Source organism: Ferribacterium limneticum, assembly GCF_020510585.1.
Taxonomy (GTDB): Bacteria; Pseudomonadota; Gammaproteobacteria; order Burkholderiales; family Rhodocyclaceae; genus Azonexus.
The window spans coordinates 4,324,276-4,339,844 of the sequence record NZ_CP075190.1; the positions used below are offsets into that span (position 1 = coordinate 4,324,276).

Below are 15,569 nucleotides of genomic sequence, written 5' to 3' on the forward strand. Positions count from 1 at the left end.
GGTCAAATCACCTGATAGCTGATACGGTCGTAATCGGTGCCACGCTGAAGAATATGGTTCATCCGCAGTTGCCATGGCGTTTCCTCCCCGGAAGAGACATCCAGTATCCGGCTCGCCTGATACATCCCGGGCGGCAGGACAATTGATCCCTCTTCCTTGATGGCCGGCACCGGCGGCAGCAGAAAGGCGCGAACAAAGCGCTCGTTGTTGCCGGCCTTCATCGTCGCAACCCGCACAGCGATACCGGTCGGCATGCCGGGCAGGGTGGCCACACCGACGATCAATCCGCCGTCATCTTCCTGCATGAGCCAGGTCGCCTGGACCAGCAAAAAATGATCGCCATCGTGCGGACAGACCACCATGAGCTGGCCGTGCGATATGCGCATGCCGGCGCAGCTACGCCCCAGGCGAAAGCCGTTTGCCGAATGGTTGATGACCGACCATTCGTCGATCGGATAGCTGATCAGCGGCTTGATGGCGGGCGTCTGATCGGAATCGACACGCTCCCCGAAGGTGAACAACTGGTCGAATTCTCCGCGCGAGAAGGCGGCGGCAGAATCGGGCTGTTCGAACTCCTTGCCAGTGATGCAAAAGTGGATCGCCTCGAAACCGACTGCCACCCTGGCGATGCCCTCGGTGGCAAAACGGCGAAAGCGGCGAGGTGAGGCTGACTGCGTCCAGGGCCGGGAAAGGTGATCGAGCAGGCCGATCACATGGCCGCTGGTTTCCTCACCGAGACCAAGCTGCGATGGCGTGATGCGCTGCCGAAGCTGGCTCAGCATGTGATTGATCTGCAGGCCCAGCCGTGCAGTATCGAGCCGCCGCGTGTCGGCAGATGGCTCGTCGGCGACTGCCGTTGGGTGCAGCGGCGCATCCTTCATGAGTTCGATGACGTAGGCCGGAACCTCGAGGTCATCTTCCAGCTTGTGAATGGAGACCAGCGGCGCCCACATGCCGGCCCAGCGCCGGATCAGGTTGAGGTTGCGCACGCTGTTGCTGTAGGGGCTGGCGATGTCGATAAGGAGCAGCGTCGTGTAAGCCGCGGCACAATGGGTGGCTTGCAGGCTGTTCTCGAGGGCATCCTCGACCGGCGTGTAGGCGATGCCCCACTCCTCGGCCGTTTCGTAAAAACCGTGCAAGTCCAGCCAGATACCGGGCGGCAAATCGCGGCGCGCGCGGTAGTGCTCGAGGATGACCATGCCTGTGTAATACAGGCAGCGATGCAGAATGGTGGCCATCATGGAGAGGTATTGCGCATTCTCCGAATCCGGCTCCTTACGTTGGGCGCACAGCGCGTAGGCCTTGCCCATCTTGCGCCAGGCGGTCACTACCTGCTGGAAATAGGACTCTTCTTCGCCAGCGAGGGGCAGTGCCCTGTTGTGATAACGCCGGGCCATTTCCTCCTCGACGAAGCACATCGGCGCCCGTGCCTGTTCGAGCAGGGCGAGCAGGACGCCGGAATCGGGTGGCGCCATGAGCAGCGAGTCGATGAAGTTCATCAGCTGTCGCTCGGCGACAATCGGGTTGGCCAGCGACAACTGGGAGAGATAGTTCATCCCGCCTTGCTGATCTGAGATTACGGGCACTTCAACGGCGGTTGTGTTCATGATCCCCAGCCTTATTCGATATTTGCCAGCGCTACCGACACCGCTTGGGCCAGGGCCTCGTCGCTAACCACAGGCCTTGGCGCCTTGCCTTCCCGCCGGACGCTTCCCCACACCGGTTCCGGAAAATGCCTGTCATCCTGCCAACGCGGGATAACGTGCCAATGGACATGCGGAACCATGTTGCCGAAACTCGCCAGATTGATTTTATCCGGATTGAATAATTGGCGAACAACTGATTCGACAGCAAAAACGACGCGCATCAGCAGGAGTTGATGATTTGCCGCCAGGTCGCTCATCTCGCGCACATGATCGTTCCAGATGACGCGGCAGAAACACGGGTAATGCGGATCGTCCACCCTGACGACGCGGCAAAGCGCCGACTGCCAGAGAATGGCCCCGCCGGGGTTTATGCACAAATCACAGGACTGAGTATCGTTACCCATGCCATCTCGCTCCGGATATCCGCGAAGGATTACACCGAAGAAGAAATATCACAAGCCGCGACCGCAAAAGAACCTGCTATTTCACGGTCAACCGGGTTTACTATGTGAAACGTAAAAAACGGGCAAAAATCAAAGAAGAACCCGCTCAATCCCGCCCGTATTGGCCTTGCCGACGTAATCCGCCATCCAGTTTTCGCCGAGCAGATGCTTGGCCAACTCGACGACGATGTAATCGGCCTTGGTGCCGGCGTCATCGTCGTAACGGGAGAGGCCCTGCAGACAGGCCGGGCAGGAAGTCAGAATCTTGACGTCACCCGTGAAACCGTCAGCGCGCAGCTTGGCGGCACCGCTTTCGATTTCTTCCTGTTTGCGGAACTTGACCTGCGTCGCGACATCCGGCCGGGAATAGGCGAAGGAGCCGGCATCGCCGCAGCAGCGGTCGGTCAGCGGCACTTCCTGACCCATCAGCGACTTGGTCACGGCGAGCGGCGCATAGACTTTCATCGGCGTGTGGCAAGGGTCGTGATACATGTAGCGCGTCCCTTCGACCCCTTCCAGCTTGACGCCCTTTTCCATCAGGTACTCGTGGATGTCGAGCAAGCGGCAGCCGGGGAATATCTTCTCGAACTGGTATTTCTGCAGCTGATCCATGCAGGTACCGCAGGAAACGATCACCGTCTTGATGTCGAGATAGTTGAGCGTATTGGCGACGCGGTGGAAGAGCACGCGGTTGTCCGTCGTGATCTTCTGGCCCTTGTCTTCGTCACCCGAGGCGGTCTGCGGGTAGCCACAGCACAGGTAGCCCGGCGGCAGCACGGTGGTGGCGCCGGTTTCGTAGAGCATCGCCTGCGTCGCCAGACCGACCTGCGAGAACAGGCGCTCGGAGCCGCAACCCGGAAAATAGAAGACGGCATCCGATTCCTCGGTCGTCTTGCGCGGGTTCCGGATGACCGGGATGACCTTGTCGTCCTCAATGTCGAGCAGGGCACGCGAGGTACGTTTGGGCAGGTTGCCCGGCATCGGGCGGTTGAGAAAGTGAATGATCTGCGTCTTGACGGTCGGCGCGCCAACCGTCGCCGGTGGATGTTTGCGGCTGTCCTGGACGAAGCCAAGCGCCTTCGCCGCCTTGTGGGCCAGACGCTGAGCCTTGAAACCAAAATCCATCATGCCGAAACGCATGAGCTTGATGGTCGCCGGATCTTTGAGGTTCAGGTAAGTCATCGCCGCGAAGGTACCCGGGCTGAAGCGCTTTTTTTCCTGCTTGCGCAGGAAATTGCGCATGGCAACGGAAACATCGCCGAAATCGATGTCGACCGGGCAAGGCTTGACGCAACGATGGCAGACCGTGCAATGGTCGGCAACATCATTGAATTCGTCGAAATGCTTGAGCGAAATGCCGCGCCGGGTCTGTTCTTCGTAGAGGAAAGCTTCGACCAGCAGCGAGGTAGCCAGAATCTTGTTGCGCGGCGAGTAGAGCAGGTTGGCCCGCGGCACGTGCGTTGAGCAGACCGGCTTGCACTTGCCGCAACGCAGGCAGTCTTTAACCATGTCGGAAATCTTGCCGATTTCGGACTGTTCCATGATCAGCGACTCGGTGCCGAGCAGGTTGAACGACGGCGTGTAGGCATTGCCGAGATCGCCGCCGGGCATCAGCTTGCCCTTGTTGAAGCGGCCTTCCGGGTCGACCTTCTGCTTGTAGGCGCGGAAGGGGCCGAGTTCTTCTTCGGTCAGGAATTCGAGCTTGGTGATGCCGATACCGTGCTCACCGGAAATCACGCCATCCAGCCCGCGGGCGATGTGCATGATGCGTTCGACCGCTTTGTAGGCCGTCTGCAGCATCTCGTAATTGTCGGAATTGACCGGCAGGTTGGTATGCACGTTGCCATCGCCGGCGTGCATGTGCAGGGCGACGAAGACGCGGCCGCGCAGGACTTCCTTGTGGATGGCTTCGATGCGTTCGATGATCGGGCGATAGACGCCGCCGTCGAAAATCTTGGCCAGTCGGGCATGCAGTTCCTGCTTCCACGACGTGCGCACCGAGTAATCCTGCAGGCGGTGGAACAGTGTCGGGTTTTCGGCCCGGTTGGTCAGCTCGCCGGCCACCACGCCATAAGACGCGAAGCGCGATTCGGCTTCGGCCAGCGGCAGGTCGAGGTTTTCGAGCAGCCATTCCCAGCGCAAACGCACGGCTTCGACGTAATCGATTGCCGCCTGCCGGCGGTCGCCGATCAGGACATCGGTATCGAGCGTTGTATCGCCGCGATGCAGCGGCAGGTCGCCCCTGAGGAATTCGGAAAGCGCGTCGCACAGGGCCAGCTTGTTCTGCGTCGACAGCTCGATGTTGATGCGCTCGATGCCATCGCAGTAATCACCCATGCGCGGCAGCGGGATGACCACGTCTTCGTTGAGCTTGAAGGCGTTGGTGTGGCGGGAAATGGCGGCGGTGCGCGAACGGTCGAGCCAGAATTTCTTGCGCGTTTCGGCGTTGACCGCGATGAAGCCCTCGGCGGCACGCAGGTTGCACATACGGACGACTTCGGAGGCGGCGGCCATCACGGCATTTTCGTCGTGACCGACGAGATCGCCGATCAGGACCATCTTCGGCCGACCATGGCGCTTGGCCTTGGTGGCGTAGCCGACAGCTTTTACGTAACGCTCGTCGAGGTGCTCGAGACCGGCCAGCTGAACGCCGGCCGCATGCCCGGCACCGCCCGGCTTGAAGTAATCGGTAATTTCAACGATGGCCGGTACGGCTTCGCGGACCTGGCCGAAAAACTCCAGGCAAACGGTGCGCGAGATCGGCGGCATCTTGTGCAGCACCCAGCGGGCGGCAACGATGATGCCGTCGGTACCTTCCTTCTGGACACCGGGAATGCCACCGAGGAACTTGTCGGTGACATCCTTGCCCAGCCCGATCTTGCGGCAGGCGGCGCCCGGCATGGTCAGGATTTCCTCGCCGAGCAGTTTTTTGCCGCTCGGGTCGAAGCGCTTGAGGCGGAATTCGACGTTTTCCTGTTCGTGGATCTTGCCGTAGTTGTGATTGACCCGCTCAACTTCCAGCCAGTTGCCATCCGGGTCGACCATCTTCCACCAGGCCAGGTTGTCGAGCGCGGTGCCCCACAGCACGGCCTTCTTGCCGCCGGCATTCATGGCGATATTGCCGCCGATGCAGGAAGCGCTAGCCGAGGTCGGATCGACCGCGAAGACGCGGCCAGCCAGCGAGGCAGCTTCGGAAACCCGCTCGGTGACGACGCCGGCGCCGGTGCGGATGGTGGCGTAGGGCGTCTCATGACCGGCCAGTACCAGTTCTTCGACCGGGCCGATGTCGATGAGCTTTTCGGTGTTGATGACCGCCGCGTAGGGCGTCAGCGGCACGGCGCCGCCGGTGTAGCCGGTACCGCCGCCGCGGGCGATGATGGTCAGGCCGGCTTCAATACAACCACGGACGAGGTGACCAATTTCCTCTTCGGTGTCCGGATTGAGGACGACGAAGGGGTATTCGACACGCCAGTCGGTCGCATCGGTGACGTGCGAAACGCGGGCCAGGCCGTCGAAAGCGATGTTGTCCTTGCGCGTGTGCTTGCTCAGGATGCGCGTGACCTTGCGGCGCAGATCCCAGGTTTCGCCAAAACGTTCGGCAAAGCGGTTGACCGCGATGCGCGCCGCATCGACCAAGCGTTTGACCTTGGCCGCCCGTTCGACGTCCTCGCCTTCGGTCGCTTCGCGCCGCTTTTCGACCTCGTTGAGCCGGTGGTGCAGGGCGTTGACCAGCGCATCGCGCCGTTCGCGATTGTCGAGCAGGTCGTCTTCGAGATACGGGTTGCGCTGCACGACCCAGATGTCGCCCAGCACCTCGTAGAGCATGCGTGCCGAACGGCCGGTGACGCGCTCGGAACGGAGCTCGTCGAGCACCGCCCAGTTGTCGGCGCCGAGCAGGCGGATAACGATCTCGCGATCGGAAAACGAGGTGTAGTTGTAAGGTATTTCGCGCAAGCGGGCGGTCATGGGAGCAGCCGGTGGTCCGTCAAAAGAGGAATTTTAGCGTATTGCGGGGCAGCACGCGGGGACAGGTAGACGTGCACCGCGACTCAAAGGTTCAGCTTGCTTAAACGCCGCCCATCTTGAGCAATAGCCCGAGCAGCGCACTGGCCGCGATAACCCGCATGACGCTCTGCTGATAGCGGAAGAGGGCGAAGGCGGCGAGCAGGGCAATAAGGGCCGAAATGCCATCGAAAGCGCCGGCAAAACCGTGCGGCCACAGCACGTGATAGGCGAAAAACAGCGCCAGGTTGAGAATTACACCGACGACGGCGGCCGTAATCGCCGTCAGCGGCGCAGTGAAGTTGAGGTTGCCATGCGTCGTCTCAACGAGCGGCCCGCCGAGCAGGATGAAGACGAAGGAGGGCAGGAAGGTGAACCAGGTGACCAGACTGGCCGCCAATGCGCCGGCCAGAAACAGGTTGTCCGGCCCGACCAGCGCCTGCATCTGCGCCGTCTGGTAGCCGCCGACGAAACCGACGAAGGCGACGACCATGATCAGCGGCCCCGGCGTCGTTTCGCCGAGCGCCAGGCCATCGATCATCTGGGTTGGCGTCAGCCAGCCGAAATGCGTCACGGCGCCCTGATAGACGTAGGGCAGCACGGCGTAGGCGCCGCCGAAAGTGAGCAAGGCCGCCTTGGTAAAGAACCAGCCCATCTGGGTCAGCGTGTGATCCCAGCCGAGCGTGGCGGTGAGCAGGCCCATCGGCACGGCCCAGAGCAGGGCGCCAATGACGGCCACAGTGAGCAGGCGCGACCAGCGGAAAAGGGCGTGGTCGGGCGTCGGCGTATCGTCGTCGATGAGCGCAGGCATTTTGATTTTGGCGTTTTTTTCCGGTTGACCGTGGGATTGAGCCTGAACCGGCTTTCGTCGCCCGCCGACATAACCAATCAGGCCGGCGGCGACGACGATGGCCGGAAACGGCGTGCCGAAAGCGAAAATGGCGACGAAAGCCGCCCCGGCAATCGCCCACAGCAGCTTGCTCTTTAGCGCCCGCGAGCCAATACGCCACGCTGCCTGGAGCACAATGGCGGTGACCGCCGGCTTGATGCCGAAAAACAGCCCGGCAACCAGCGTCGTGTTGCCGTAGGCGATGTAGATCCACGATAGCGCAATGAGGATGAACAGCGAAGGCAGCACGAACAGCACGCCGGCGACGATGCCGCCCCGGGTCCGGTGCATGAGCCAGCCGATGTAGGTCGCCAGCTGCTGCGCCTCCGGCCCGGGCAGCACCATGCAGTAATTGAGGGCGTGCAGGAAACGGCCTTCCGACAGCCAGCGGCGCTTGTCGACCAGTTCCTGATGCATCATCGCGATCTGCCCGGCCGGGCCGCCGAAGCTGATGAAACCAAGCTTGAGCCAGAAACGGAAGGCTTCCCAGAAAGAGATTTTGGCGGACGGCAGAAAATCGGGCATCAGGAACTCACGGCAGTTTGGGCGACCAGCCAGTAGCGCGCGAACTTGCCAATAGCCATGAACAGACAGCAGGGCAGCCAGTGTAAGCGCAGCCAGCCAGCAGCAAGACACAACGCATCGCCGATCAATGGCGCCCAGGCGAGCAGCAGCGTGGGGCTGCCCCAGCGCTCCAGCTTATCGCGATGCGGCATATTTTCCAGTTTCTGCCAACGTGGCAAGTAACGGCCACACCACCAGGATGTCATGCCGCCGGCCGTGTTGCCTAGCGTGGCAAGCGTCAACGCCGCTCCGTATTCAGCCGGATGCAGGTGCAAAAAGCCCCACAACAGCGCCTCCGAGCCGCCGGGCAGCACCGTTGCAGAGAGAAAACTGGCCGCCAGCAGGCCCCAAAGCCCGCTTTCCGCCGTGACGTTTAGCCACTCCACCCGTAGAATCTCCCTTTTGCCTTAATGAGTTGCGCCCAATGCACCCGGATTATCTCGAAAAAGTTCTCAACGCACAGGTTTATGACGTGGCCGTCGAAACGCCGCTCGACCTGGCCAGCAACCTTTCCGCCCGGGTCGGCAACAAGATCATTCTGAAGCGCGAGGACATGCAGCCGGTCTTCTCCTTCAAGTTGCGCGGCGCCTACAACAAGATCGCCAGCCTCTCGGCGGAAAAACTCAAGCGCGGCGTCATCTGCGCCTCGGCCGGCAACCACGCCCAAGGCGTCGCCCTGTCGGCCAAGAAGTTGGGTTGCCGCGCCGTCATCGTCATGCCGACCTCGACGCCGGGCATCAAGATCGATGCCGTCAGGTCGCGCGGTGGCGAAGTCGTGCTGCACGGCGATTCATTCGACGAAGCCTACGCCCACGCTGTCGAGCTTGAAAAAACCGAAAAGCTGACCTTCGTTCATCCCTTCGACGATCCCGAAGTGATCGCCGGACAGGGCACCGTGGCAATGGAAATCCTCCGTCAGCACTCGCGCCATAACGGGCCGATCACCGCCGTCTTCTGCGCCATTGGCGGCGGCGGACTGGCCGCCGGCGTGGCTGCCTACATCAAGCGCCTGCGTCCGGAAATCAAGGTCATCGGCGTTGAAACCTTCGACGCCGACGCGATGAAGCAGTCGCTGGCTGCCGGCAAGCGCGTTCGCCTTGATCAGGTCGGCCTGTTTGCCGACGGCACCGCCGTCAAGTTCGTCGGCGAGGAAACCTTCCGCCTGTGCAAGGAATACCTCGACGAAGTCATCCTCGTCGACACCGATGCCATCTGCGCCGCCATCAAGGACGTTTTCGAGGACACCCGCTCGATTCTTGAACCGGCCGGGGCACTGGCCGTTGCCGGCGCCAAGGAATACGCCCGCCAGCACAAGCTCAAGGACAAGAACCTGATCGCCGTCACCTCCGGCGCCAACATGAACTTCGACCGCCTGCGCTTCGTCGCCGAGCGCGCCGAATTCGGCGAGCAGCGCGAGGCCGTCTTCGCCGTCACGCTGCCCGAGAAGCCGGGCGCCTACAAGAAATTCCTGGCCCTGATCGGCAAGCGCAACGTCACCGAATTCAACTACCGCTACCACACGGCCAGCGAAGCCCACGTCTTCGTCGGTGTCCAGGTCGCCGACCGCAAGGAATCGCTCAAACTGGTCGACAGCCTGCAAAAGCACGGCTACCCGACGCTCGACCTGACCGACGACGAAATGGCCAAGAACCATATCCGTCACATGGTCGGCGGCCACGCCGCGGCGGTCTGCGAAAAGGGTCTGCACGAACTGCTCTACCGCTTCGAATTCCCAGAAAAGCCGGGCGCCCTGATGAATTTCCTGGCCCAGATGAGCGCCGGCTGGAACATCAGCCTCTTCCACTACCGCAACCACGGCGCCGACTACGGCCGCGTGCTGGTCGGCATGCAGGTGCCGCCGGGCGACATGGGGAAATTCAAAGAATTCCTGACCAAGCTCGGCTACGCGCATTGGGACGAAAGCCAGAACCCGGCTTACAAGCTGTTTTTGGGCTAACTGTCATTTTCGAAATCGGTAGGTAACTTCGACAAGGCACCTACCAGTTTCCTGCGGTCAACCAGGTTTCCTACGTGAAACGTAAAAAACGGGCAAATTTGAAATATAGCCCGCGCTGCGTTCAGCCCAAGCAAACCTGAATCGCCCACAACGCCACCATCCCCGCCGCAATCGTCGCCAGCACGTTGCGCGTCAGACGGGCGACCAGCAAGGCGACCAGCGCCGCCCACAGCCGGGGGTTGTCTGGCGTGGAGCTCAGGCTGCCGCCGACCATGAAAATCTCCGGCGCGATCAGGGCACCGAGGATGGCCGGCGGCACGTAGCGCAGGACGGCCGAAATGCGCGGATCGTCCGGCAGATGGTGGCCAAAGGCGATGAACGACAGCCGGATCAGGAAAGTCACCAGCCCGCAGGCCGCCATGGTCAGCAGCAGCACCGTCGTGCTCATGGCTTTTTCCGGTCAAAGCGGCACATGAACAAACCGAAAGCAATGCCCACCCCGGCCGCCACCAGCAGGCCCAGCTTGTGCGGCAAGGCCAGCGCCGGCAGCACCACAGCCGCTGCCGCAATCGCCGCCCAGGCATCGCTGCGCCGATGTACCGAGAGCACGAGCAGCGCGATAAAAGTCAGCGCAATTGAAAAATCCAGCGACCAGTGCTCAGGAATCGCCGCCCCGAGCAGCACCCCGCCCAGCGTAGCCACCTGCCAGCCAGCCCACAACGTGAAGCCCGTTCCGAGCAAAAAGAAATGGCGATGCGCCGTCGCCGGCCCGTCGCGCAGGCGGCCGATAGCTGCGGCGAAAGCCTCGTCGGTCAGCAGATAGGCCAGCAACAGCTTCCGGCGCCACGGCAAATCGCGCAAATAATCCGCCACCGCTGCGCTGTACAGCAGGTGACGCAGATTGACCACGCCCACCGTCGCCACCATGACCGGCGGCGGCGTCCCACCGCCCCACAGCTGGGCACACACGACCTGCGACGAGCCGCCAAAAACCAGCGACGAACTCAACACCACCGCCCATCCCGGCATGCCCACGGCCAGTCCGAGCACCCCGAAAATCAGCCCGAATGGCACCACGCCGAGCAGCAAGGGCAACTCGGCGCGAACACCGCCGAGAAATTCGGCACGGGGTGAATGGTCAGCCATCTCGGCGGGCAGGGTGGTTCAAGGAAGCCGCCATGCTAATCCATCGAACGGCTGCCGTTCACGCCACCAGCCAGGTTGCTTCGATACGGCTCGCCGCGCCTACTCACCACGAACGGACAAGGCGGCTCGCGAAACTCCTCTTGGCCGTTCGCCGCAAGCCGCCCCCGGCCATTTCAATTTTGGCGAAAATATCCGGTTGACCACGGAATCCGGAGCGCTCGTCAACCTCAGCCTGCTGACCAGCGAAAAGGCCGCTTTTTCTAACGCAGTGCCAGACTCTTCGCCGCCCCCGGGGTGCCGACCTGCCGCCCCCAGAGTTGATAGACCTTGCCGGTGGTCGAGAAAACGACGAGCGGGCTGTAGTAATCCTGGCGCAGGATGGTCGAATCGACTTCGATGCTGACCAAGCCGCCTTTGCCGCGACCGGCCGGGTTGCCGGCAGCGTCAAGCTGTGCCGGGTTGAGCGTGAGGGCCATGCGGATCACGGCGCCTGCAGGCAAGGTCGATAGCTGGTCAATCCGGACATTGACGCCGGGGGTAGGGTAGTCGTTCTTTTGCCCATCAGCACCGAGCACCAGCGTCGCAACGCGGTGGCAATCGGTCTGGCCATCGCAAGCGAGCAGGTAGAGGTCGTAGGCCGAGGGCGCTGCCTGCGCCTGGCCAAACATACAAGCAGAAAAAACAGTGGCGAGGAGAATGCGCATGTCTGGACTCCTTTCGGCCCGGGTCACCCGGCAAGCGGCATGACCAATCCGGCACTGCTCCCTGAAATACGCGTGCCGTGAGCAGCAAGAATGTCATTGTAATAACCGACCGTCAATCAGACAAAGGTCATAAACCCTGATCCGGAGGACTTGTCATGCCTCAAGATCATTTCAGTTTTGGCCTGAATTTCCGGTTGACCGTAGAACCAGCCTTTGTTTCCATGTTCGCCGGAATGCTTCCCGGATGGCCTGCGAGAACGGCCATTCTGGCTGCTCCACTTTCCGGTTAAACCTCCGGAACCAGTCGCCAAACCTACATCATGCTTTTTTTATATATTTTTGTACCAATTCATTCTTTATTGGAATAACTCGTTTTGGCTAGACTGCCGACATCACCCTGTTTTTTCAACCGACCAAGGTAGAACCAGTGTGCGGGAAGGGCTGCTCCGTCCCTGGCCGCCGCACGCCTGACCAGGATTTGTTGACCGTAGATTTGGAAAGACCATGCCGCTGACCGACCTGATTCGCTATTTCAATGTCGCCGACAATTCCGGCGAGAGCACGCTATATCCCGATGGGGCACGGGCGGCTGCCTGGCATCATGGCTTGCGGCTGGGTTCCCTGTTCCAGCCGATTGTCGATTTGCAGCTGGGCAGGGTGGTCGGCCATCAGGCCATTCTTGTCGCGCGTCGGGAGGATGGCAGCGCGGTGAGCGCGGCGGATGCCTATGCGGCGTGCGAGACGGCGGAATCGGTGGTCCACTTCGACCGCCAGTGCCGGACCTTGCATGCGCTGAATTTTCTCGCTCAAGGCCAGCACACCGGCGGCTATCTGCAGATGGTGGTGCATCCGCGCCACCTGCTGGCCGTGCAAAACCAGCACGGACTGGTTTATGAGGCGATCTTGAAACGTTGCGGGCTGGCGCCGGACGATATCGTGCTGCAGATCGACGCCTCGCTCATCGGTCATCACCCCCGACTGGCCGAGGCGCTGGCCAATTATCGCCAGCGTGGTTATCGACTGGCGCTGGCCGGAGCCATCGCGGAGGCCGATGTGCTGGCCCTGAAGCCGGACATCCAGCAGATTCAGCCGGGATACGCTGACAGCCTGCTCGAATCGGCGCATCGGGCCAGTATCCGCCTCGAACTGACCGGCATCGAGTCGGCCGGTCAGGCCGCGGCGGCGCGCGCCGCTGGCTTCGATCTCGGCCAAGGCAGCCTGTTGGGCCCACCCGCAGCTGACTGCCGCCCCACCCACGACAAGCGCAGACTCGCCTACAATCACTTATCCCCTTCCGGAGCCTTCCCATGAAAATCGCCAACGATGTCACTGAACTGGTCGGCAACACGCCGCTGGTTCGTCTCAACCGCGTTACCGCCGGCTGCGCCGCGACGGTGCTCGCCAAGCTGGAATTCTTCAACCCGGGCAGCAGCGTCAAGGACCGCATCGCGGTGGCCATGCTCGACGCCGCCCAGGCCGCCGGCAAGATCGGCCCCGATACCGTCATCCTTGAGCCAACGTCGGGCAACACCGGCATCGGCCTGGCCATGGTCTGCGCAGCGCGCGGCATCAAATGCGCTTTCACGATGCCGGAAACGATGAGCCGCGAACGCAAGCTACTGCTCAAGGCCTACGGCGCCGAGCTGATCCTGACACCCGGCCCGGACGGGATGGGCGGCGCGATCAACAAGGCAACCGAACTGGCCGCCGCCGACAGCCGCTATTTCATCCCGCAGCAATTTGAAAACCCGGCCAATCCGGCCGTGCACCGCAGCACCACGGCCCAGGAAATCTGGCGTGACACAGCCGGGCTGGTCGACATCGTCGTCGCCGGTGTCGGCACCGGCGGCACGGTGACCGGGGTTGGCGAGGCACTGAAGGGCATGAACCCGAAAGTGCAGATCATCGCCATCGAACCCGACGCTTCGCCCGTGCTGTCCGGCGGCGCCAAGGGGCCGCACCCGATTCAGGGCATCGGTGCCGGCTTCGTCCCGGCCGTGCTCAATACGACGATCTACGACGAGATAATCCGCGTCAAGAACGACGACGCGCTGACCATGGCCCGCCGCATGGCGACTGAAGAGGGCCTGCTCGTCGGCATTTCTTCCGGGGCCGCCAGCTGGGCCGCGGTGGAAGTCGCCAAACGCCCGGAGAATGCCGGCAAGAATATCGTCGTCATCATCCCGTCCTGTGGCGAGCGCTACCTGTCGACCGTGCTCTTTCAGCATTTAGAAGTTTGAGTAACTTCGACACCCCGATCGACCGGCGTCACTCCGACTCCATCAAATGGAGCAAGTACGCCGGTCGCGATGTCCTGCCTCTGTGGGTCGCGGACATGGATTTCGCTGCGCCGCCGGCCGTCATCGAAACCCTGCACCGGCGTATCGAGCACGGCGTTTTCGGCTACGGCGGGCCGTGGCCATCGCTCACTGAGTCAGTACTCGCTCACCTTGAAGGTGAATACCAGTGGCGTATTGAAGCCGAATGGATCGTCTGGCTGCCAGGGCTGGTCACCGGGCTCAACGTCGCCTGTCGGGCCGTCGATGGCGAGGTTTTGACGGCCACGCCGATCTATCCGCCCTTCCTCTCCGCACCGCATTTCTCCGGCCGTAAACTGAACCGCGCCGAACTGGCCTGCACCGACGACGGCTGGCGTTTTGACCAAGCTGCCTTGCAGGCTGCGCTGACGCCAGCCACCGAGCTTTTCCTGCTCTGCCACCCGCACAACCCGGTCGGCCGCTGCTGGAACCGCGACGAACTGCTCGAACTGGCCGCCCTGGCCGAAGCCCATGACCTCATCGTCTGCTCCGACGAAATCCACTGCGGCCTGATCCTCGACGCCGGCAAACGCCACATCCCCTTCGCCAGCCTGTCACCAGAGGCCGCCAAGCGCAGCATCACGCTCATGGCGCCGTCGAAGACCTTCAACATCCCCGGCCTCGGCTGCGCTTTCGCGGTCATTCCCGACGCCAGCCTGCGCCGCCGCTTCGAGCACGCCATGCACGGCATCGTCCCGCACGTAAACGTGCTCGGGCTGGCCGCCTGCGAAGCGGCCTACCGCGACAGCGCCGACTGGCACCGCGAATTGATCGCCTACCTGCGCACCAACCGCGATCTGGTGACTGCTACGGTCAACCGGGAAAAAGGGCCAAAAATGAAATCAGTCGAGGCCACTTATCTGGCCTGGATCGATGTCCGCGAACTCGGGCTGGGCAACCCGGCCGCGCATTTCGAAGCGCACGGCCTCGGCCTCTCCGACGGCGCCGATTTCGGTGCGCCGGGCTGGCTACGCCTCAACTTCGGCTGCCCGCGCAGCACGCTGGAAGAAGCGCTCAAGCGTTTCAGCACCGCCTGCCGGGCCGCATGAACACCTATCAGCTGAGCCTCTATTTCCTTTTTGTCGCTGCCCTGAGCCAGGCGCTGATCGGCGGTTTGGCGCTGAAGTCTGCGCTGCAGCGCGATCTGCCCAGCGAGCGCTGGCGCCTGTGGGTGGCATTGAGCATCGGCACGCTGCTCCTCGCGCTGCACCACAGCTACACGTTGAATCTCGCTCTGCAAACGGGACTTTACGATTTCCGCCAGGCCACGCTGGTCATGCTGGCCGGGCTGGCAACGAGCTTCGCCGTGTGGCAGTTCAGGCGGCTGAAACCCTGAAACTGCCGGCCTCGGTAACGATCCAGTCGAGCCGCTGATCGTGATTTTCCGGCCGGATGCTGTCCAGCCGGTTGGTCTCGAAGCCGACGCCAACGGCCAGCGGGCGAGGGGAGAGCACGGCCAGCGTCCGGTCGAAATAGCCGCCGCCGTAACCGAGCCGATAACCGGCACCGTCAAAACCGTTCAGCGGCAACAAAATGAGGTCGGGCTGCACGAAATCGCCGGCCATCGGCGTTGGAATCCCGTAGCGGTCAGGTGCTAGCGGCGTATCCGCCGTCCAGACCCGAAAAGCCAGCGCCGCATCCTCGGCCACGACGACCGGCAGAGCCGCTATTGCGCCGAGTGCCGTCCACCGTTCAACCACCGCCCGGACATCCGGCTCGTGCTTGATCGGCCAGCAAAAAGCGACGACACGAGGCAGCGGCAAAGCAGCCAGCAAATGCTCGACAATGCGCGCCGACAGCCCGTCATGCTCAGCCTCGCTGAGCGCCGCACGTCGCCCCACCATCTCACGTCGTAATGCACGACGCCAGCCCGTGTTATCCTCGTTTGGTTCAACCATGG

At 62.3% G+C, this 15,569-nt stretch carries 14 protein-coding genes; 5 read left to right on the forward strand and 9 right to left on the reverse strand.

All coding sequences use genetic code 11. From position 1 onward, the window contains the following. Positions 1 to 2 precede the first annotated feature (2 nt). From KI613_RS20730 to KI613_RS20750, 5 genes are all read right to left on the reverse strand, one after another. A complete protein-coding gene (locus KI613_RS20730; RefSeq protein WP_226403076.1) occupies positions 3 to 1,607 on the reverse strand; it encodes a hypothetical protein in 1,605 nt (534 codons plus the stop codon). Positions 1,608 to 1,618: 11 nt separating this feature from the next. Continuing rightward, positions 1,619 to 2,050, reverse strand: a complete 432-nt coding sequence (locus KI613_RS20735) for an HIT family protein (RefSeq protein WP_226403078.1) — start codon at positions 2,048 to 2,050, stop codon at positions 1,619 to 1,621. Positions 2,051 to 2,179: 129 nt separating this feature from the next. Next, positions 2,180 to 6,055 (reverse strand): DUF3683 domain-containing protein, encoded by a 3,876-nt coding sequence (locus KI613_RS20740; RefSeq protein ID WP_226403080.1) that lies wholly within the window; start codon positions 6,053 to 6,055, stop codon positions 2,180 to 2,182. Between the two features lie 100 nt (positions 6,056 to 6,155). Beyond that, positions 6,156 to 7,505 carry a chromate efflux transporter gene (gene chrA, locus KI613_RS20745; protein WP_226403082.1) on the reverse strand — a complete coding sequence of 450 codons (1,350 nt, stop codon included), beginning with the start codon at positions 7,503 to 7,505 and terminating at the stop codon, positions 6,156 to 6,158. Further along, entirely contained in the window at positions 7,505 to 7,930 is a 426-nt protein-coding gene (locus tag KI613_RS20750; protein WP_226403084.1) for a YqaA family protein, read from the reverse strand. The genes chrA and KI613_RS20750 overlap by 1 nt, the downstream gene beginning before the upstream one ends. Positions 7,931 to 7,968: 38 nt before the next feature. On the opposite strand from KI613_RS20750, the gene ilvA reads away from it, so the two are divergent. After that, positions 7,969 to 9,501 (forward strand): threonine ammonia-lyase, biosynthetic, encoded by a 1,533-nt coding sequence (gene ilvA / locus KI613_RS20755; protein ID WP_226403086.1) that lies wholly within the window; start codon positions 7,969 to 7,971, stop codon positions 9,499 to 9,501. A 121-nt stretch (positions 9,502 to 9,622) separates the two neighbouring features. On the opposite strand, the gene KI613_RS20760 is transcribed toward ilvA, so the two are convergent. The 3 genes from KI613_RS20760 to KI613_RS20770 all read right to left on the reverse strand — a co-directional run bounded on the left by KI613_RS20760 (position 9,623) and on the right by KI613_RS20770 (position 11,351). Continuing rightward, entirely contained in the window at positions 9,623 to 9,949 is a 327-nt protein-coding gene (locus KI613_RS20760) for an AzlD domain-containing protein (protein ID WP_226403088.1), read from the reverse strand. Then, positions 9,946 to 10,647, reverse strand: a complete 702-nt coding sequence (locus KI613_RS20765) for an AzlC family ABC transporter permease (RefSeq protein ID WP_226403090.1) — start codon at positions 10,645 to 10,647, stop codon at positions 9,946 to 9,948. Before KI613_RS20765 ends, KI613_RS20760 begins: the two co-directional genes overlap by 4 nt. A 260-nt stretch (positions 10,648 to 10,907) precedes the next feature. Next, positions 10,908 to 11,351: a hypothetical protein gene (locus KI613_RS20770; protein WP_226403092.1), complete on the reverse strand. Its 444-nt coding sequence runs from the start codon at positions 11,349 to 11,351 to the stop codon at positions 10,908 to 10,910. 504 nt (positions 11,352 to 11,855) lie between these two features. Between KI613_RS20770 and KI613_RS20775 the strand changes: the two genes are divergently transcribed. The 4 genes from KI613_RS20775 to KI613_RS20790 are packed head-to-tail and all read left to right on the forward strand — an operon-like array spanning position 11,856 to position 15,005. Beyond that, positions 11,856 to 12,662: an EAL domain-containing protein gene (locus tag KI613_RS20775; protein ID WP_226403093.1), complete on the forward strand. Its 807-nt coding sequence runs from the start codon at positions 11,856 to 11,858 to the stop codon at positions 12,660 to 12,662. Continuing rightward, positions 12,659 to 13,591 carry a cysteine synthase A gene (cysK, locus tag KI613_RS20780; RefSeq protein WP_226403095.1) on the forward strand — a complete coding sequence of 311 codons (933 nt, stop codon included), beginning with the start codon at positions 12,659 to 12,661 and terminating at the stop codon, positions 13,589 to 13,591. The genes KI613_RS20775 and cysK overlap by 4 nt, the downstream gene beginning before the upstream one ends. Further along, the gene (locus tag KI613_RS20785) at positions 13,588 to 14,718 is read left to right on the forward strand and encodes a MalY/PatB family protein (RefSeq protein ID WP_226403097.1); all 1,131 of its coding nucleotides are present in this window, start codon (positions 13,588 to 13,590) and stop codon (positions 14,716 to 14,718) included. Before cysK ends, KI613_RS20785 begins: the two co-directional genes overlap by 4 nt. Next, positions 14,715 to 15,005: a hypothetical protein gene (locus tag KI613_RS20790; RefSeq protein ID WP_226403099.1), complete on the forward strand. Its 291-nt coding sequence runs from the start codon at positions 14,715 to 14,717 to the stop codon at positions 15,003 to 15,005. The genes KI613_RS20785 and KI613_RS20790 overlap by 4 nt, the downstream gene beginning before the upstream one ends. On the opposite strand, the gene KI613_RS20795 is transcribed toward KI613_RS20790, so the two are convergent. Further along, entirely contained in the window at positions 14,986 to 15,513 is a 528-nt protein-coding gene (locus KI613_RS20795; RefSeq protein WP_404826962.1) for a 5-formyltetrahydrofolate cyclo-ligase, read from the reverse strand. The genes KI613_RS20790 and KI613_RS20795 overlap by 20 nt on opposite strands. Positions 15,514 to 15,569 lie beyond the last annotated feature (56 nt).